Origin of the sequence: Nevskia soli DSM 19509, assembly GCF_000711955.1 — a bacterium.
In the GTDB taxonomy this organism is placed as follows: Bacteria; Pseudomonadota; Gammaproteobacteria; order Nevskiales; family Nevskiaceae; genus Nevskia; species Nevskia soli.
Genome location: NZ_JONR01000020.1, coordinates 59,301 through 77,266 on the forward strand (window position 1 = coordinate 59,301; position 17,966 = coordinate 77,266).

Annotated in this window: 16 protein-coding genes; 9 read left to right on the forward strand and 7 right to left on the reverse strand. The window is 66.7% G+C overall.

Annotation, left to right across the window (positions count from 1 at the left end; genetic code table 11):
* Position 1: 1 nt before the first annotated feature.
* On the forward strand, positions 2-475 hold the full coding sequence (locus tag BP26_RS0111720; RefSeq protein ID WP_029920771.1) for a chemotaxis protein CheW: 474 nt from the start codon (positions 2-4) through the stop codon (positions 473-475).
* A gap of 918 nt (positions 476-1,393) precedes the next feature.
* Here BP26_RS0111720 and BP26_RS0111725 read toward each other — a convergent pair.
* Both BP26_RS0111725 and BP26_RS0111730 read right to left on the reverse strand, forming a co-directional pair.
* Positions 1,394-2,275 (reverse strand): helix-turn-helix transcriptional regulator, encoded by an 882-nt coding sequence (locus tag BP26_RS0111725; RefSeq protein WP_029920772.1) that lies wholly within the window; start codon positions 2,273-2,275, stop codon positions 1,394-1,396.
* A gap of 80 nt (positions 2,276-2,355) precedes the next feature.
* The gene (locus BP26_RS0111730; protein WP_169740695.1) at positions 2,356-3,891 is read right to left on the reverse strand and encodes a WS/DGAT/MGAT family O-acyltransferase; all 1,536 of its coding nucleotides are present in this window, start codon (positions 3,889-3,891) and stop codon (positions 2,356-2,358) included.
* Between the two features lie 225 nt (positions 3,892-4,116).
* Between BP26_RS0111730 and BP26_RS0111735 the strand changes: the two genes are divergently transcribed.
* Together BP26_RS0111735 and BP26_RS0111740 are read left to right on the forward strand one after the other, a co-directional pair.
* Complete coding sequence (locus tag BP26_RS0111735) at positions 4,117-4,920, forward strand: alpha/beta fold hydrolase (protein WP_051748883.1); 804 nt, start codon at positions 4,117-4,119, stop codon at positions 4,918-4,920.
* The gene (locus tag BP26_RS0111740; RefSeq protein ID WP_029920775.1) at positions 4,910-5,446 is read left to right on the forward strand and encodes a TetR/AcrR family transcriptional regulator; all 537 of its coding nucleotides are present in this window, start codon (positions 4,910-4,912) and stop codon (positions 5,444-5,446) included. The genes BP26_RS0111735 and BP26_RS0111740 overlap by 11 nt, the downstream gene beginning before the upstream one ends.
* A 73-nt stretch (positions 5,447-5,519) precedes the next feature.
* Here BP26_RS0111740 and BP26_RS0111745 read toward each other — a convergent pair whose 3' ends face one another.
* Together BP26_RS0111745 and BP26_RS0111750 are read right to left on the reverse strand one after the other, a co-directional pair.
* On the reverse strand, positions 5,520-6,428 hold the full coding sequence (locus BP26_RS0111745) for a cation diffusion facilitator family transporter (protein WP_029920776.1): 909 nt from the start codon (positions 6,426-6,428) through the stop codon (positions 5,520-5,522).
* An 8-nt stretch (positions 6,429-6,436) separates the two neighbouring features.
* A complete protein-coding gene (locus tag BP26_RS0111750) occupies positions 6,437-7,477 on the reverse strand; it encodes a molybdopterin-dependent oxidoreductase (RefSeq protein ID WP_051748884.1) in 1,041 nt (346 codons plus the stop codon).
* 468 nt (positions 7,478-7,945) lie between these two features.
* Here BP26_RS0111750 and BP26_RS29465 point away from each other — a divergent pair, with 468 nt between their 5' ends.
* Positions 7,946-8,233 (forward strand): hypothetical protein, encoded by a 288-nt coding sequence (locus BP26_RS29465; protein WP_157572490.1) that lies wholly within the window; start codon positions 7,946-7,948, stop codon positions 8,231-8,233.
* A 182-nt stretch (positions 8,234-8,415) separates the two neighbouring features.
* On the opposite strand, the gene BP26_RS0111755 is transcribed toward BP26_RS29465, so the two are convergent.
* Both BP26_RS0111755 and BP26_RS0111760 read right to left on the reverse strand, forming a co-directional pair.
* Positions 8,416-9,303, reverse strand: coding sequence for an alpha/beta hydrolase (locus BP26_RS0111755; protein WP_029920778.1), 888 nt, complete (start codon positions 9,301-9,303; stop codon positions 8,416-8,418).
* 36 nt (positions 9,304-9,339) lie between these two features.
* Entirely contained in the window at positions 9,340-10,869 is a 1,530-nt protein-coding gene (locus BP26_RS0111760; protein WP_029920779.1) for a flavin-containing monooxygenase, read from the reverse strand.
* A gap of 178 nt (positions 10,870-11,047) precedes the next feature.
* Between BP26_RS0111760 and BP26_RS0111765 the strand changes: the two genes are divergently transcribed.
* Positions 11,048-12,022: an AraC family transcriptional regulator gene (locus tag BP26_RS0111765; protein WP_051748890.1), complete on the forward strand. Its 975-nt coding sequence runs from the start codon at positions 11,048-11,050 to the stop codon at positions 12,020-12,022.
* Here the strand turns inward: BP26_RS0111765 and BP26_RS30335 are convergent.
* Positions 12,004-13,812, reverse strand: a complete 1,809-nt coding sequence (locus BP26_RS30335) for an alpha/beta hydrolase family protein (protein ID WP_029920781.1) — start codon at positions 13,810-13,812, stop codon at positions 12,004-12,006. The two genes, BP26_RS0111765 and BP26_RS30335, sit on opposite strands and share 19 nt — an antisense overlap.
* Before the next feature lie 145 nt (positions 13,813-13,957).
* On the opposite strand from BP26_RS30335, the gene BP26_RS0111775 reads away from it, so the two are divergent.
* The 4 genes from BP26_RS0111775 (at position 13,958) to BP26_RS0111790 (ending at position 17,940) form a co-directional block, all read left to right on the forward strand.
* A complete protein-coding gene (locus tag BP26_RS0111775) occupies positions 13,958-14,839 on the forward strand; it encodes an ABC transporter ATP-binding protein (protein WP_029920782.1) in 882 nt (293 codons plus the stop codon).
* 151 nt (positions 14,840-14,990) lie between these two features.
* Entirely contained in the window at positions 14,991-16,022 is a 1,032-nt protein-coding gene (locus tag BP26_RS0111780; protein WP_036516680.1) for an ABC transporter permease, read from the forward strand.
* On the forward strand, positions 16,019-16,963 hold the full coding sequence (locus BP26_RS0111785) for an MBL fold metallo-hydrolase (RefSeq protein ID WP_245611781.1): 945 nt from the start codon (positions 16,019-16,021) through the stop codon (positions 16,961-16,963). The genes BP26_RS0111780 and BP26_RS0111785 overlap by 4 nt, the downstream gene beginning before the upstream one ends.
* A complete protein-coding gene (locus tag BP26_RS0111790) occupies positions 16,963-17,940 on the forward strand; it encodes a threonine dehydratase (RefSeq protein WP_029920785.1) in 978 nt (325 codons plus the stop codon). Before BP26_RS0111785 ends, BP26_RS0111790 begins: the two co-directional genes overlap by 1 nt.
* Positions 17,941-17,966: the final 26 nt, after the last annotated feature.

Sequence of the window (17,966 nt, forward strand, 5' to 3'; positions counted from 1 at the left end):
CATGAGCGGAGCACCGCAACAGCTTTACGCCGTTCTCGTCGCATTGCAGAGCGATACCTTGCTGCTGCCGAACCTGGCGGTGGCGGAGGTGGTGTCGCTGGAAGGCCTGCGGCCGGTGTCCGGCGCGCCGCCCTGGTTCGCCGGGCTGCTGCCGTGGCAGGGACGCGAACTGCCGATCGCGCGTTTCGAGCTGCTCAACAACGGCGCGGCGGAGCCGCCGAGCCGGCGCACGCGCATCGCGGTGATCAATTCGGTGACGACGCGCTTGTCGGCGGGCCGTTACGGCATCCTGGCGGAAGGGTATCCGCACCTGGTCACCCTGAACCGTTCCGCGCTGCGGCCGGCCGAGGCGCGGCCGCAGGACAGCGAGTTGATCCTGTCTCGTGTGCGGGTGGCGAGCCAGGAGGCCTTGATTCCGAATCTGGAAAAGATCGAGGCGGAGATGGCGGCGGTGTTGGCTACTTTGCAGGTTTGATTCGCTGGCTGTCTGCTTGCTCGATGCGCTGTTTGGCGCACGCTTCTTTCTCTGGTCTGACTTTGAAACCTCGGCGTACGCGCTTGCGCGCGGCTCCTTGCCTGCGCTGCCTGAAACCCTGGTTCCGCCCTGAAGGCGGGTTACTTTTCTTTGGGTTTCGCCCAAAGAAAAGTAACCAAAAGAAATGCGACCCGATGTCTGCGCCGAATAAACACCTGTCGGTATTTATTCGGTCCCCTGCGCTTCTCGGCCAAGGTGGGCGTTTTAGACAGGCCATCCCTGGCCTGTCTAAAACGGCTTCGGCATCCTGCCTCGCCCGCGTCTGCGCGCGGCTATTCCACCTTGGCCTGCGATGCTCGGCGCAGCCACACGGGGAGGGACGTCAAAAGCCAAAGCAACGGCAAAAGCGTCGCGCTCCCCCTGCCTTTAGTCCCCTCTCCCCTTGCGGGAGAGGGCTAGGGAGAGGGGTAGGTAGCGGGGTGCATCGCTTGACCTCCTGGATTCGCTTCGCGGGAATGACAAGGGTGGAGTAGTGGCGCTTTTGATGTTGCTTTGCGTTTTTGACTTTCCGCCCCCGTAGTTTGCGCCGAGCATCGCAGCTCGGGGCGGCATGAGCCGGCGCGTGTGTTCGCGCCGGGCGAGGCAGGATGCCGAAGCGTCTGAAGACAGGCCAGGGATGGCCTGTCTTCAGACCCCGCCACGAGCGAGAAGCGCAGGGCACCGCCGTAGGCGGCGCAAACTTCGGGGGCATGTTCTTTTGGTTACTTTTCTTGCGCCAAGAAAAGTGACTCGCCGGAGGCGAAAAACTTCGTACAGTCGCTGAGGAGGATCCAGCCCGCGCGCAAGCGCGTACGCCGCGACTCTTCAGAGAGCAAGCAGAGCAAGGGGAAAGACAGGAAGCGCCAGAAAACGGCGGCCTCAGCGCACCGTACTCGGCTTCATATGCAGCAACTCAATGAGATCTTCCCGCCGATAAATCGCCAGCTTCCGATAAATCCGCGTGGTGTGATTCGCCACTGTCGACACCGCGATCCCATACTGTCTTGCGATCGACTTCAAGGTCTTGCCATTGCTCAACGCCCGCGCGATTTCCTGCTCGCGCGGCGACAGCGCATCCAGCGGCAGCGGCTTGCGCGCATGCAACAGATAGAGGCTGCCGCAGCGCGCCACGCGCAGGTGCAGGCCGCCTTCCATCAACTCGCCGCCCTCTTCGCCCAGCGCGCTCTCCGGCAGGGTGAACGGCAGCCGCGCGACATCGCCGGCATGGCCGGCCTCCTCCAGGAGGCTGCGGAAACGTCCGCTGACCGCATAGACTGCGCCTCCCCCGTCGACCAGAGCGGCGGAGCCGCGGTTGGCGCGCCCCATGGAGTGAAGCCAGTCGTCGCGCCGCACGAACTGCAGCATCGACAGGGCGCCGGCGGCGCACAGGTGCATGCCGGCCCGTTGCAGGGCTTCTTCGCTGGCGCGCTTGGCGCGCGCTGGATATTGCAGCACCACGGTATGCACCAACTCGCTGCCCGTGGGGCTGTAAACGAAGGCTTGCGCCGTCGGCGAGGCTTCCAGCACCACGGCTTCGCCGCCAGGGGGCAGTGCCAGCTTGGCCAGTACGGCCGTGGTGAGAAAGGGCTGCGGGTGCTGGGTCAGCTCGCCATCGTTGCGCGCGCCGCGCGACCACCACGCGGCGGCGCTGGCCCCGAACTGTTCGCAGAGCAGGCCCAGGGCGCGACCGCGGAACGACTGCCAGTCACCCTCGGTGGCGGTGCAGTACAGCGCGTTGATCAGTGCGTCGGTGCCTTCCATTGCTCGCTTCCGGGCGCGATTCAGTGTTTCTGGCTAAGGTTTTTATGGTCGAATCCGTGCCGTCATCCGCGACACGACACCTATTGTGCCTGTTTTCGCGCGGATTTCACGCGCCCCGGCGATTTACGCTTCGCAACCGGGCCGGCGCGGGCCGGTTTCGGGGCTGTCGCGATCCCTGCCGCGCTTTCCAGTTCGACCAGGGCCTGGGCCATCAGGTCCAGCAGGTGCTCGATATCCGGCACAGCGTCGAGATAGGCGGTGAGGCCCACGTCCAGCTGGTCGCGGTAGCTCAGCACGGTGATGTTCAGGGCCAGCCCGTGGTACGGAATGCTGATCGGATAATTGGCCAGCAGGGGCGCACCCGCCAGGTACAGCGTCACCGGCGGCCCGGGCACGTTGGAGATGAGCACGTTGACCGGTGGTTTGAGGCGGTCGCTGTTGACGAAATTCTCGTACAGCCGCGCGGCCCGTGCCATCAGCGCCGGCGTCGGTAGTTCCATCCAGTCCATCAGCATCTTCGCCGGCACGGCGCGGTGCACGCGCTTCAGCTTGCCGGTGCTGCGGCTGACCGCGGCGACCCGTTGCAGGGGATCGGCATACTGCGTCGGCAGCTCCACCGTCAGCATGGCGATGCGGTTGCCGCCCGCCTGACGGTGTTCGCGGCTGCGCACCGAGATCGGCACCGCCGCCACCAGCGGACGCTCGGGCAGTTCGTCCTTTTCCAGCAGGTACTGACGCAGGGCCCCGGCGCAGATCGCCAGCACCGCATCGTTGACGGTGATGCTCAACGCGCGCTTCAGGGCCTTGATGCGCGGCAGCGAAAGGGAGCGGAAGGCGTAGCTGCGCCGGGCGTCGATGGAGACGTTGAAGCGCGTGCGCGGCGCCGGCTTGAACGACTCCGGCAGCAGGGCCGGGTCCGCCCCTTCAGCCGGGGGTGTCGGGGCATCGGGGGCGGGTTCACCACGCCCTATCAGGGCCTTGCCCAGTTGCCAGGCCACCGGTGCGCTGCTGCGCACCAGCCCGACGAACTGGCGGTGACGGCTCCAGGCCTGCTTGGCGGTGAACAGGAGCCGGTCGATGACCTGCGGCAGCTCGTCCGGGTCCCACTGCGCCACCGGCGGCGGCAGCGGTGCGGCGATGGCCTCGAGATCGAGCAGCTTGCTCAGCAGCTCGGCGCCGGAGACGCCGTCGATGCAGGCGTGGTGGATGATGGAGATGCAGGCGGCGCGTTTGCGCGACAGGCCTTCCACGTAATAGAAGGCCCACAGCGGCCGGTCGCGCGGCAGCGCGGTGCCCGCCAGTTCGGCCACCAGCTCGGCCAGTTGCGCATCGCGCCCGGGCGCCTTGAGCTGCACTTTCCGCACATGCAGGTCGAAGCGGAAGTCGGGGTCCTCGATCCAGAATGGCGGCACCAGGTTGAGCGGCATGCTCACCAGGCGGCGGCGGAAACTCGGCAGCAGGTGCAGGCGCTCGGCGATGCGCTGGCGCACCGTTTCGAAGCCGAAGCCCTGCGGCGCCCGCGCCAGGTCGAGCAAGGTGACCCCGCCGATATGCATCGGCGCATCGGCGGTCTCGAGATTGAGAAACATCGAGTCCATGCCGCTGAGCTGCTTCATCGCATTCACCTCCTGTGTCTGCGCCCCCATTGTGCCGACGAAGGCCGCACGTCGCTACCACCCATCCTGGTTGTCTCCATACGCGGGTGCCGCAGAGCGGAGATTCCCGCGCGGTGCGGGACGCCGGCAAGAACCAGTACAGGCGATCGGCCCCGCCGGTACTTGCGCTTCGCCTGTCCCCGGATTAATTTATGACTGACTGGTCGGTCATTTATAATTCACGCCATGAGCCAACATTTCTTCGAACCGCTTGGCCTCTCCTATCGCAGCGAAGGGGAAGGCCCGGTGCTGGTGCTCCTCTCCGCCAATCCCGGCGAAAGCCGCGATTTCGATGCCATCGCACCGCAGCTGGCACAACGCTTCCGCCTGATCCGGCTGGACTGGCCCGGTTACGGCAGCAGTCCTGCGCCGCGGCCGCCCGCGCAGGCTGGCGCGAGTCACTTCCTGGAATGCTTCGACGCCTTCATGGAGGACCTGGATATCCACGAGGCCCACCTTCTCGGCAACTCGGTCGGCGCCAACGTCGCCGTCCGCTATGCCCTGCGCCGGCCGCAACGCGTGCGCAGCCTGGTGCTGGTCTCGCCCGGCGGCTTCACCACGCACAATGCCTTCACCCGCGCCTTCTGCACTCTGCAAGGCCAGGTCTGGTTCAAGCGCCTCCTCGGCAGCGGCTTCACGCGTTACTACCTGCGCAGGCGCAATTCCTGGACGCAGGCGATGATCAGTCGTGCCGGCCATGAGCAGGCCGCCGGCGATGCCTTGCAGGTCAATGCCGCGGTCTGGCGCAGCTTCCTCGAGCCGCAGCATGACTTGCGTACCAGCGCCCGCGCCCTGCGCATCCCGGCCCTGGTGGTGAGCGGCAAACACGATCCGGTGCTGCCGCCGAAGACCGACGGCCGCAATGCCACCGGTGCCATTCCCGGCGCGCGGCAGGTGATACTCGACTGCGGCCACGCGCCGTTCGCCGAATTGCCGGAGCAGTTTCTCGAAACCGTCGGCGGCTTCTGGACGGCCCACCATGTCGCGTGACGGCAGCGCCACCCGCGAACGCCTGCTCGATGCCGGCCTGCAGCTCGCACATGCCGGCGCCTTCTCCACCCTGCGGGTGGACGAGGTGGTCAACGCCGCAGGCGTGGCCAAGGGCACCTTCTACGTCCACTTCGCCACGCGCGAGGACTTCCTGGTCGCACTGCATCGCCGCTTCCACGATCAGTTGGCCGAACGCATCGATCGCGCCGTCGTCGGCCTGGCTCTGGGCATGCCGCGTCTGCTGCGCGGCAGCCTGGCCTACCTCGACGGCTGCGGTGAGCAACGCGGCATCAAGGCCATGCTGCTCGGCGCGCGCGCGGAGCCGGCGATCCAGCAGGCGGTGTCGGCGCAGAACGCGCGCTTCGCCCGGCTCGCCGCCGATGAGTTCAAGGCGGCCGACTGGCCGGCGCCGCAGCAGGCCGCCCAGCTATGGGTCGGCATGGTGGCCGAGGCGGCGATTGCCGAGGCCGAAGCGAAGCGCAAGCTGCCGACCATGCGCCAGGCCCTGGCTCGTTTTCTGAGCTAGACGGGAAGCAGGGTTGCTTGTTTGAACAGTCCGGTCAGGGATGACCGGTTGTTGGACAGGATGTCCATGTCCACTACATCCGATCCAGGCCTTCATCGCCGTAAGAGCAAGGATCGTCCGAAGGTTCCAGGTGCGTGAACGCGGTGACATAGGGCAGCTTCTCCGCCAGCCGCTGCTCCACCCGCTCCACCAGGTCGTGGCCCTGTTTCACCGTCCAGCTGCCAGGCACCAGCACATGGAAATTGACGAAACGGCGTGCCGCGGAACGGCGTGTGCGCACGGCGTGGAAGTCGACCCCCTCGGTGCGGAATTCGCCCAGCACCGCATGCAGCACGTTCTGCTCGTCCTCCGGCCAGGCCGCGTCCATCAGCCCCATCGCCGATTCCCGCACCAGCGTGTAGCCTTCCCACAGCACGTTGGCCGCCACCAACAAGGCCACCAGCGGGTCCAGCCAGAGCCAGCCGGTCAGGGTCGCCAGGGCCACGCCGACGATCACGCCCAGCGTGGTCCACACATCCGCCATCAGGTGGCGCGAATCCGCCTGGAGGGAGATCGAGTGATGCCTGGCGCCGGCAAGCGCCAGCAGGCGCGCCACGGCGAAGTTGATCACCGTCGCCACCGCGGCCACCGCCAGGCCGATATCCGCCTGTTGCAATTCGTGCGGCTTCCACAGGCCCGGCAGCGCCTGCACCACGATCACCGCCGCGGCCAGGAAGATCAGCATGCCCTCGAAGCCGCTGGAGAAATATTCCGCCTTGCTGTGGCCATAGGCATGCTCGTCGTCCGGCGGCTGCGCCGCCAGCCGCAGCATCAGCAATGCCATCACCGCGCCGCCGAGATTGGTGCAGGTCTCGAGCGCGTCCGACAGCAGGGCCACCGAGCCGGTCAGCTTCCAGGCGCCCAGCTTGAGCGCCAGCACGGCGAGCGCGGCGATCACCGACAGCCAGGCATAACGCGTCAACGAGAATCGGGAGGGACTCACTTGGTCTGCTATTCCTTGAGTACACCGGCATTGCGCAGAAACAAGGCCTGGTTTTCCAGCAAGCCGCGCTGGCCGGACAGGCGCAGGCCGTCAACCTGCGCCGCCAGGCGGCGCCCGTTGTCGAAGTCGCGATAAAAGCGTGTTGCCGACAGGGCCACGTCCGCCATCACCGCATCGCGCAGATCGGCGCCCGCGAAACTCACGCCTTCCAGGTCGGCTCCGCTGAAGTCGCAGCCGCGCAGGTCGGCCCCTTCGAAGTTGCTCAGCGAAAGATTGGCGCCACGGAAATTGGCGCCCGCCAGCATCGCCTTGCGGAATGAGCAGTACTTCAATTGCAAGCCGGAAAGATCGCGCGAAGCCGGCTGCCAGCCGCCAAGCCGCGCCTTCAACAACACCCGGCCGCGAAAAGGACCGAAGTCCTTCGCGTTGCGAAGGTCCTGCGTCTCTTCGGGCGTCGCCACGCGCGTTTCATCGAAGCGTTGTTCCAGCAGCGGATCCGCCTCGTTGTGGTAAGCACTCTCGCGTTCCCAGTAACCGGGGGTGTCCTCGGCCAGCAGCTCGATCCGTGCCAGCCACTTCAGGCTCTTGTAGAAGTAGCGGCCCGGCGTGACCGTGCGCAGCGGGCCGCCGTGTTCGGTCGACAGCGGCACGCCGTCCATCTCGTGGACCAGCCAGGTCTGCGCCAGGGCCAGGTCCAGCGGCAGGGAGGTATCGTGCGCCCGCACGCTGTGCGCGACGAAGCGGACATAACGGGCCGAGTCCGCGACCCCCATCTGCGCCAGCAGTACCGACAATGGCATGCCGCGCATCGATACCGCGCGGCGCGACCAGCCGGTCACGCAATGGATGTCGATGGTGCGGGTCCGCTGCGGCAGTGCCAGCACTTCGGCCAGGGTGAAGGTACGCAAGCGCTCCACTAGGCCGCCGATCTCGACCGTGCAGCTGTCCGCGCTCAGCCCAGGAGCGGGAATCATCTCCCCCACCACCGGAAACTTGTCAGTGGCCGCCTGCCCGGGAGGCAGCCAGCTGGCGGAAGCTTCGGCGCTCACGATGTCTTGCCGTCTCGAATCATGTGCGAATTGTAAAGGCGTCGCTTCCAGCACGGTGGTCTGGGAATGACTTCGTTTCGCACTCGCGTCCGGAAAAGAGGCGCCCGGAGGCTGTTGCCATAAACTTCAAAGCCACCCCAAACTCCGTTCGCTCCGAGTGCCCGCGAAGCGGGTGTATCGAGGAGCCAGCACGGAACCATCTCCCATCGTCATTCCGGCGAAAGCCGGAATCCAGGCATAGATGAACTTGGGTGCCGGATGAACTCACTTTGGGCGCCGAATAGTAGGGCGGAATAAGCGAAGCGCATTCCGCCATGCTGGCTTTTACCGCTCGCTCTGAAACCTTCGCGTACGCGCTTGCACGCGGGTCATTGCCTGCGCTGTCTGAAACCCCGGTTCCGCCCTGATGGCGGGTTACTTTTCTTTGGGTTTCGCCCAAAGAAAAGTAACCAAAAGAAATGCGACCCGATGTCTGCGCCGAACAATCACCTGTCGGTGATTGTTCGGTCCCCTGCGCTTCTCGGCCAAGGTGGGGTTTTTGTACAGGCCATCCTTGGCCTGTACAAAAACGCTTCGGCATCCTGCCTCGCCCGCGTCTGCGCGCGGCTGTTCCACCTTGTCCTGCGATGCTCGGCGCAGCCACACGGGGAGGGAACGTCAAAAGCGCAAAACAACGTCAAAAGCCGAAACGTCGCTCTTGAGCGCGCCCTATCCCTCTTCGTCATCCCCGCGCAGGCGGGGATCCAGTTTTGCTGACCTCAACGAACGGTATACAGCCCCGACTTTCGCCGCCTTTTTCCCGTGAAAAGGAACATCGCTCGCCGCATGCGTGCCAACAAAAACCCTTGGCACACATGGCACGCATGGGCAAAAACAGGGGTTTTGGTGAGTCGTATCTGCTTACGGTCAGCTACCGCACCGGATGCCGAATGGCTGTCTTAAACCCGCCAATGCTTCCGCATGAATTGCCCCAACTCGGCAATCGAGGCATCCGCCTCGGCCAGTTGCCCGGCATGCAGCTGGAAGTCATGCCACATGCCCTCGAACCGGTGCAGGCTCACCTCCACACCAGCAGCTTCGGCGCGCTGTGCCAGCCGCTCCGAGTCGCTGAGCAGGATCTCCTCGGTGCCGACGTGGATCATCATCGGCGGCAGCCCTTTGAGATTGTCGAACAGGGGCGAGATGCGGGGATCGCTGGTCGGGATGTTGCCGGCATACAGCTTCGCGCAGGCGCCGATCCAGGCGGGATTGAGCATCGGGTCGCGCTGGGCGCGGCTGCGGATGGTTTCTCCGCTTTGCGTGAGGTCCGCCCAGGGCGAGATCAGCACCAGGGCGGCGGGCGGGGGCAGGCCGGCATCGCGGATGGCGATGGCGACGGCCAGGGTCAGGTTGCCGCCGGCGGAGTCGCCGGCGATGGCCACCTGGCCCGCTTCGTTTTGCTCCAGCAGCCAGCGGTAGGCGGCGAGCGCATCGTCCAGCGCGGCGGGATAGGGATTTTCCGGGGCGAGGCGGTAGTCGGCGAGATAGGCTTCGGCGCCGGCGGCCTGACCCAGTTGCGCGGCGAGGGCGCCGTGGCTGGCGGGGCCGCCGAGGACATAGGCACCGCCATGCAGCAGCAGCAGCGCCTTGCCGGCCTGGGCACCGGGTGCGTGCAGGCGCAGGGCCGGCACGCCGTTCATCTCCAGCCTGGTGGTTTCGGTGCCGCGCGGATATTTCGACAGCAGGCCGGCGGCCTTGGAGCCTTGGCGCTGGATGGAGATGGGCACGCGCGGCGAAAGCATGGGCTTGAACAGCAGCCGGATGACGGTGCGCAGGACGGTCTTCATCACAGCCCCTTTATTGTTTCCTCGGCGCGCAGCCTATCAGGCCGCGCGCGCCAGCGCTTCGTCGGAGGCTTTGGCCGGGACGAGATGATAGTGGGCCAGGTTGGGCGTGCGGGTGAGGCGGCCGTATTCGCTCATGTAGCCCACCCAGGTATTGGTATTGCGGCCATCAGCGGTGAGGTACCAGCTGTGGCAGCCGGCTTCGAACACGGTCTGCTTGTTGCGCTTTTGCAGCATGGCGTTGAACTCGTGCTGCACGTCGACGCGCACCTCGAGCGAGGCCAGCCCGCGGTCGCGCAGCACGGTTGCGGCCTGTGCGATGTAGCGCGTCTGCTGTTCCAGCATGTAGATGATGGAGCCGGCGCCGAGGTTGGTGTTGGGGCCGTAGACCACGAACAGGTTGGGGAAGCCGCTGACGCTCATGCCGAGGTAGGCTTCGGCGCCGTTCTTCCAGCGTTCGCGCAGGCTGCGGCCGCCGAGGCCGTGGATTTCCATCGGCGCCAGGAATTCGGTGGAGGCGAAGCCGGTGCCGTAGACGATGGCATCGACTTCGCGCAGGGTGCCGTCCTCGGCGCGGATGCCGCCGGCGGTGACTTCGCGGATGCCTTCGCTGATCACTTCGACATGCGGCTGTGCCAGGGTGCGCATCCACTCGTTGGAGAGCAGGGTACGCTTGCAGCCCATCGGGTAGTCCGGCGTAAGCTTGGCGCGCAGGGCGCGGTTGCGTACCTGGAGATGCTTCAGCACCTCGGCGCTGGTGCGCAGGAAGGTCTTGGCGATGGTGCCGAGGATCGGCTTGCGCAGCAGGGCCGAGTTGAGCAGCTCGAAGGTCCAGAAGATGCGCATGCGATCGAAGTCGTGCAGCAGCGGGAAGGCCTCGATCAGCCTGCGCTCCCAGCGGCGGTAGGGCCGGTCCAGCTTGGGCACGCACCAGCCGGGTGAGCGCTGGTACAGGTGCAGCCGCTTCACTTCCTTGGCGATCTCCGGCACCAGCTGCACGGCGCTCGGACCGGTGCCGATCACCGCCACGGTCTTGCCCTTGAAGTCGTAGCCGTGGTCCCAGCGGGCGGAGTGGAAGGTGCGGCCCTTGAAGCCCTCCAGGCCCTTGAGCTGCGGAATCTGCGGCTGGTGCAACTGGCCCACGGCCGAGACCAGCATGTTCGCTTCCAGCACTTCGCCGCCCTTGAGGCGGATGCGCCACAGGCCGCGCGCCTCGTCGTAGTCGGCGCCCAGCACCTCGCAGCCGAAGCGCACATGGGACAGCAGGTCATGCTTGCGCGCGACGTGGCGCAGGTAGTCGAGGATCTCGGCCTGCTTGCCGTAGCGGCAGGACCAGGGGTAGTGCGGTTCGAAGGAGAAGGAGTAGAGGTGCGAGGGCACGTCGCAGGCGGCGCCGGGATAGGTGTTCTCGCGCCACACGCCGCCGACGTCCTGGGCCTTTTCCAGGATGGTGAACGACTCGATGCCGGCCTGTTTCAGCGAGTGGCCCATGCTGAGGCCGCCGAAGCCGCTGCCGATGATCACCACGGAAGGGCCCGCACCATTTGCCTGCTTTGCGCTCACGTTCATCTATATCTCCTCCAGCCCGCTCCATCGCGAACTTGTAGGCCAGCTTAGGGCGCGGGAAACGGCCGGGTTATGGCGTTTCGGGACAAAATATTGATAATTGAGGACAGAGGGGCAAAAACGTCGGTCATTTTGAGGAGGCAGGGTGCATAACTGGGACTTCCGGCGCGGCATTGCCAGCATGCAGCTGCAGGCGCAGTTGGGTGTCGAGCACGGGTTGTCCCTGGCCGCCTGCCTCGAAGGAACCGGTCTGACGCCGGCGCAGTTGGCCGACTCCACCGCGATCGTCAGCGCGCACCAGGAACTGGCCCTGGTGCGCAACCTCGTGCGCGGGCTGTCCCATGTGCCGGGCCTGGGGCTGGAGGCGGGTACGCGCTACCACTTCACCGCCTACGGCATTCTCGGCTTCGCCATCATCAGCAGCCCCGACCTGCGCAGCGCGATGGATGTGGCCCTGCGCTATCTCAACCTGACCTACGCCTACAACCACATCACCGCCGAGGAAGGTGAGGACGAGATGCTGCTGCTGTTCGACGACAGCGCCATCCCCGAAGACGTGCGGCAATTCCTGCTGGAGCGCGACGCGGCGGCGGCGCTGATCCTGCAGCGCGAGATGTTTTCCAGCAGCCTCGTGCCGCGCCGGGTGTCGTTGCGCTGCCGGCGCCCGGATTATGCGGAGCAGTTCACCCGGCTGTTCGGGGTGGAGCCGCAGTTCGGCGCGGCGCGCAACGAGGTGGCGCTGGATGCCGCGGTGCTGGATTCGCCGCTGCCGCAGGCCAACGAGTCGAGCCGGCGCATGGCGGAGGAGCAATGCCGCAAGCTGCTCGCCGCGCGCAAGGTGCGCAGCGGCCTGGCCGAGCGGGTGCGCGATCGCATCCTGCACCAGCCGGGGCACATCCCGCCGATGACGGCGGTGGCCGGTGATCTCCTGCTGACGCCGCGCACCCTGCGCCGTCGCCTGCTGGAGGAAGGCACCAGCTACAAGGCGCTGACCGACGAGGTGCGCGAGACGCTGGCGGAGGAGTTGCTGTCCGCCGCCAACCTGTCGGTGGAGCAGATCGCCGAGCGCCTGGGCTATTCGGAGGCGGCCAGCTTCATTCACGCTTTCAAGCGCTGGAAGGGCCGGCCGCCGCACAGCTACCGCTTGGGCAAGTAGCGGCGCCGCCAGGCCAGGCCAGACAGCGCGGCCAGCAGCCACGGCGCGAAAGCCCCGCCGCCTGAATCACCGCCGTCGCCGGAGCTGCCGCTACTGGAACTGCTGCCGGAGCTGCTGCTCCCGCCGCCGGAACTGCTGCTGCTGCCCGCCACATCGGCACAGCCGGCACGGATGTCGTCGCAGCTGTGCGCGGTACCGCTGCGATCGGGAAAGTTGCGCGAGGAGCGGTAGTAGAAGCTCATCTTGGCGCTGCCTTGATCGCCCTGGTCGTCGAGCAGGCGCGCATCGGCATCGGCGTAGCCCCCCTCGCCGGATTTCTTCAGCCAGCGGTCGAGCCAGGCCAGGGTGTAGTGCTCGGCCATCGGTTCGCCCCAGCCGCCGGTGCAGGCGCCGCTGCCGGGATCCGGGCACCACGAACTGGTGGGGAATACCGGCACCTGGCTCCACTCGTAATGGGAACTGCCCTGGATGGTGAACTCGAAAGTCGGTATCCCGGCTTTCTGCCAGGCATTGAAGCCGTCCTTGTGGCCTTCGGGATCGGGCGGGATCAGGAAAGGCGTCGGCGCCAGGCCGTATTCCGAGGACTGGCCCATGCTCGGCACGCGTGGCGCGACCTTCGGTTCGCCGCGCGTGATCACCTCCTGCTCGATGAAGTCGTAGGCCTGGCTGGTGATCGGCAGTTGCTGTAGCAGACTCAGCACGCCGCCCCCGGCTGCGCCGCCAATGGTGGTGCTGCCCGGCGCCAGCAGTCCGTCCCAGGCGACCGCCACCTTCACCGGGTTGCTCTGGTCCAGCTTGCCGGGCCAGGGATCGGCGCCCGGCGCGCCATAACCCTGCACGATGCTCACGCCGATGGCGCCGAGCGAATGCCCGACGATGCCGAGGCGATCCGGGTCGATGGCGGCATAGGCCGGGTTGGAGTCCGTGACCTGGGTCGGATACGACCTGGCGCAGGCGGCGTTGTTCGGATACGGCGTGGCCGGCGAGGAGCGGAAGAAGTCGATGGCGTCGACCAGTCCGGTCCAGAACACCACCGGATTGATATTGGTGCCCTGGCCGCCGGAGGGCGTCTGCTCGTCGGAGCGGCCCTGGCCGCGCGGGTCGAAGCTCAGCACCACGTAGCCGCTGCGCACCAGCAATTGCGCCGCCCACCAGTAGGCGGTCTGCGGCGCCTGCACCGAGCCGTTCTGGATCACGATGCCGGGCAGGGTGGTGCCGGCCGCTACGGTCTTCGGCTGCCACACCTGGCCGTTGAGGCGGGCGCAGCCGGAGTCGTAGAACACCACCGGGGTGACCACGGCTTCATTGGTATAGAACGCGCCGCCGTCCGGTCCCGCCGCCGACGGGAAACGGAACGGATCGCCGTCGCAGGGGAAGGCGTAGCTGGTGCACAGCGGCGTCAGCGGCGAGTCCAGCGACAGCGATACCGCGCCGGCTGGATTGGCGATCGCCTCCTTGAGGATCTGCTGCAGGGTGGCGCTGAGCGAGGCCGGGTCCTTCAGCGCGGCAAGCAACTGGTCGAGCGGAGTGGACGAGGCCAGCAGCCAGCTCGGGTCCGCCAGGTCGCGCGTGGTGAGGCTGCCGATGTTGAGCAGGCTTTGCGTGGTCAGGCGGGCGAGGAAGGCGGGATTGGCCAGTTGTTCGGCCGGCGCCTGCGTCACCGTGGCGAAGTTCTTCACCTCGCGTTGGGTCCAGCCGGCGGAGGGGAAGGTCGGGCCTTCGGGTATGGCGCAGGCCATGCCGCACCACAGGGCGGCTGCCACGGCCAAGGCGCGGGCGATCTGGTTCACGGTTCTCCTCCGAGCATGACGCTTTTGTTATGGCCGCAGTGTGCGCCCCTGTGAACCCCGGTGGAAATGACGCGGCGGCCAGCCGCGGACGGCGCGCCTGTCATCTGCCTGCGTACCTTCCTGGCTTGCGGCAAAATAGGAGGCCATGCCCTCCGTCCTCGAAGTCCGCGATCTGGTCAAGCACTATCCCCGCGGCGTCCGTGCGGTGGATGGCCTCAGTTTCGAAGTGCAGGAAGGCAGCTGTTTCGGCCTGCTCGGCCCCAACGGCGCCGGCAAGAGCACCACCATCGAGATGATGGAGGGGCTGCTCAAGCCGACCTCCGGCCAGATCCTGTTCCGCGGCGCCCCGCTCGGCGGCCACTACCGCGAGCGCGTCGGCATCCAGTTCCAGAACACGGCCCTGCAGGAACATCTCACCACGCGCGAGAACCTGCGCTTCTTCAGCGCGCTGTACCCGAAGCGGCGGCCGCTGGAGGAACTGGTCGCGCTGTGCCGGCTGGAGGAGTTCCTCGACCGCGACACCAGCAAGCTGTCCGGCGGCCAGCGCCAGCGCCTGCTGCTGGCCATTGCCCTGGTCAACGAACCGGAAGTGCTGTTCCTCGACGAGCCCACCACCGGCCTCGACCCGCAGGCGCGGCGCAATTTCTGGGACCTGGTGCAGGGGGTCAAGGCGCAGGGCAAGACCATCGTGCTGACCACGCATTACATGGAAGAGGCCTACCTGCTGTGCGACGAGATCGCCATCGTCGACCACGGCAAGATCATCGCGCGCGGCAGCCCGGCGGCGCTGCTGGCCGCGCACTTCAACGACTCGGTACTCGAACTGCCGACGGCGGAGGCGGACAAGCTGCATGATCCCGCCGCCTGCAAGCCGAAGGGAGACGTGGTGGAAATCCATACGCCGGACATCAACGGCACCATCGCCCGGCTGCTGGCGGCGGGCGCCTCGCTGGCGCAGCTGCGCATCCGCCAGCGCACGCTGGAAGACCTGTTCCTGGAGCTGACCGGCAGGGACCTGCGGACATGAGCAATCCGGTTGTCATCCTGAGCGCAGCGAAGGATCTGGCCTGCTCACTATGCCAGTTTCGATCCGGCGTCCCCATTGCGTCGGGGAGATCCTTCGCTGCGCTCAGGATGGCCGCCTACGCGCCCGTTTGTAGTTGCCTGGAGTTTGAACAGTGACCGGTTCCTGGAGAAGGTTGAAGGCGGCCACCTGGGCGCGCAGCCTCGAGTTCATCCGCGACAAGTCCGCCGTGGGCTGGAATGTGATCTTCCCGGTGCTGCTGGTGCTGGGACTGGCCTATGTGTTCTCCGGACCGGGGCAGCCGATGTTCAAGGTCGGTGTGCTGGCGCCGGCCGGCGCCGCGCTGGATGCGAAACTGCATCCTTTCCTCGCCACGCCGCAGGTGCAGTTCTACCGCGAGGAGCCGGGCGAGACGGCGCTGCACAAGGTGCAGCTGCAGCGCATCGACATGCTGGCCGATTTCACCGTTTCGCCGGGCCGCTACTGGGTCAACGAGCAGTCGCCCAAGGGCAAGCTGCTGGAGCAGTTGCTGCGTGGCGCCGGCGGCGATCCCCTGCAGCGCCAGACCACCAGCGGCGCGGAGGTGCGTTACGTCGACTGGGTCACGCCCGGCGTGCTCGGCATGAACATGATGTTTTCCTGCCTGTTCGGCATCGGCTACGTCATCGTGCGCTACCGCAAGAACGGCTACCTCAAGCGACTCAACGCGACGCCCCTGCGCGCCTTCGAATTCCTGCTGGCGCAGCTGCTGTCGCGGCTGCTGCTGATCGTGGCGGTGAACGCCGCGGTGTTCGTGGCCTGCCGCCTGCTGCTGGACCTGCGCATGGAAGGTTCCTACTGGAATCTGCTGCTGCTGACCACGCTGGCAACCTTCTCGATGATCGCCATGGGCCTGGTGGTCTCGGCGCGGATCAGCAGCGAGGAACTGGCCGGCGGCATTCTCAACGTCATCTCCACGCCGATGATGGTGGTGTGCGGCGTGTTCTTCTCCATCGACGGCGCGCCGCATATCCTGCAGATCGTGGCGCAGCTGCTGCCGCTGACGCACCTGATCAACGGCGCCCGCGCCATCATGCTGGACGGCGCCGGCCTGCAGCAGGTCATGCCCAACCTGCTGGCGCTGGCGGCGATGAGCGCGTTCTACCTGGTGCTCGGCGCCGCCATGTTCAAATGGAGACAGAATTGAAGCTGCCCCGCATCACCGACTACCCGCATCACATCAGCTGCATCGACACCGAGCTGCTGCGCCCCGGGCTGGCCTGTTGCTACCTGCTGCGCAGCGGCGACCGCTACGCTTTCGTCGAGTGCGGCACCGCGCTGTCGGTGCCGGGTTTGATGCGGGTGCTGGAGCAGCGCGGCATCGCGCCGGAGCAGGTCAGCTACGTCATGCCCACGCACGTGCACCTGGATCATGCCGGCGGCGCCGGCCAGCTGCTGCGCCGGCTGCCCGACGCCAGGCTGGTGATCCACCCGCGCGGCGCGCGGCACATGATCGATCCCACCAAGTTGATCGAGGGCGCCACCGCGGTATACGGCGCGGAGAACCTCGCCGCCATGTACGGCGAGATCGTACCGGTGCCGGAGGACCGCGTCATCGTGGCGAACGATGGGTTCAAACTGGATTTCAGCGGCCGCGAACTGCTGTTCCTCGATGCGCCGGGGCATGCGCGCCACCATTACGCCATCTGGGATGCGGAGAGCCGCGGCATCTTCAGCGGCGACGTATTCGGGCTTTCGTATCGCGAAGCGGACGGGCCGATGGGGCCCTACCTGTTTCCCACCACCACGCCGGTGCAGTTCGAGCCGGAGGCCTGGAATCTAACCCTCGATCGCTTCCTCGCGCTCGATCCGGCGTATGTCTACCTGACGCATTACGGCCGCGTCGGCAACGTGCGGGAGCTGGCTCACCGCTTGCGCCGAGGCCTGGTCGCCTATCAGCGGATGGCGCGCCAGCACGCCGCTGCGCCGGACCGGCATGCCGCGATCAAGGAAGCGTTGATGGCGCACGCGCTGCGGGAATTGCAGGCGATGAACGCGCCGCTGTCGGAACAGCAGGCGCGGGACTTGCTTGCCTTCGACATGGAATTGAATACGCAGGGCCTGGAAGTCTGGCTGGATAAGGGGTGATGAGCATTTCGCTGCTGCCTGATAAATCCGAAATAGATGCCGCCGCTGCGGTGATCTACTGCAGCGTGGCGCCGACGCCGCAATACGCCTGGCCGCTGCTGGCGCAGCGCCTTGGCACCGAGGTTTGGGTCAAGCACGAGAACCACCTGCCGGTCGGCGCCTTCAAGCTGCGTGGCGCGCTGGTGTATTTCGAGGCGCTGCGGCGGCGCGAGCCGCAGGTGCGCGGCGTCATCGCGGCGACACGCGGCAACCATGGCCAGGCGGTGGCGTACGCGGCGAGCCGTGTCGGCCTGGAGGCGGTAGTAGTGGTGCCGCACGGCAATTCGCGCGAGAAGAACGCGGCCATGCGCGCCCTCGGCGCCGAGCTGATCGAGCATGGCGAGGATTTCCAGGAATCGGTGGGGCATGCCATCGAACTGGCGCAGCTACGCGGACTGCACCGAGTGCCGTCCTTCCATCGCGACCTGCTGTGCGGCGCCGCCACCTTCTGGCTCGAGCTGTTCACCCGGGCGCCGCAGCTGGACGTGGTGTTCGCGCCTATCGGCCTGGGCTCGAACATCTGCGGCGCGGCGGCGGCGCGTGCCGCCACCGGTTCGCGCGCGCGGATCATCGGCGTGGTCTCGGCCGGGGCGACGGCCTACGCGCAATCCTTCGCCGAGCGGCGCATCATCGAGTCCCCTGTGAGCACCCGTCTCGCCGACGGCCTGGCCTGCCGCACGCCGGATCCAGGCGCGATGGCGATCATCTGGGAAACGGTGGACCGCATCATCGAGGTCAGCGAGGACGAAGTGGCCGGCGCCATGCGGGCCTGTTTCAGCGACACCCACAATGTCGCGGAAGGTGCCGGCGCCGCCGCGCTGGCCGGTGCGCTCAAGCTGCGCGGCGAACTGCGTGGGCTGCGTGTCGGTCTGCCGCTGAGCGGCGGCAACGTGGACCGTGAAGTGTTCGCCGAAGTCCTGCGGCAAGCCGGCCCATAGTCATCACCGCCCGGTGCGGGACGCAC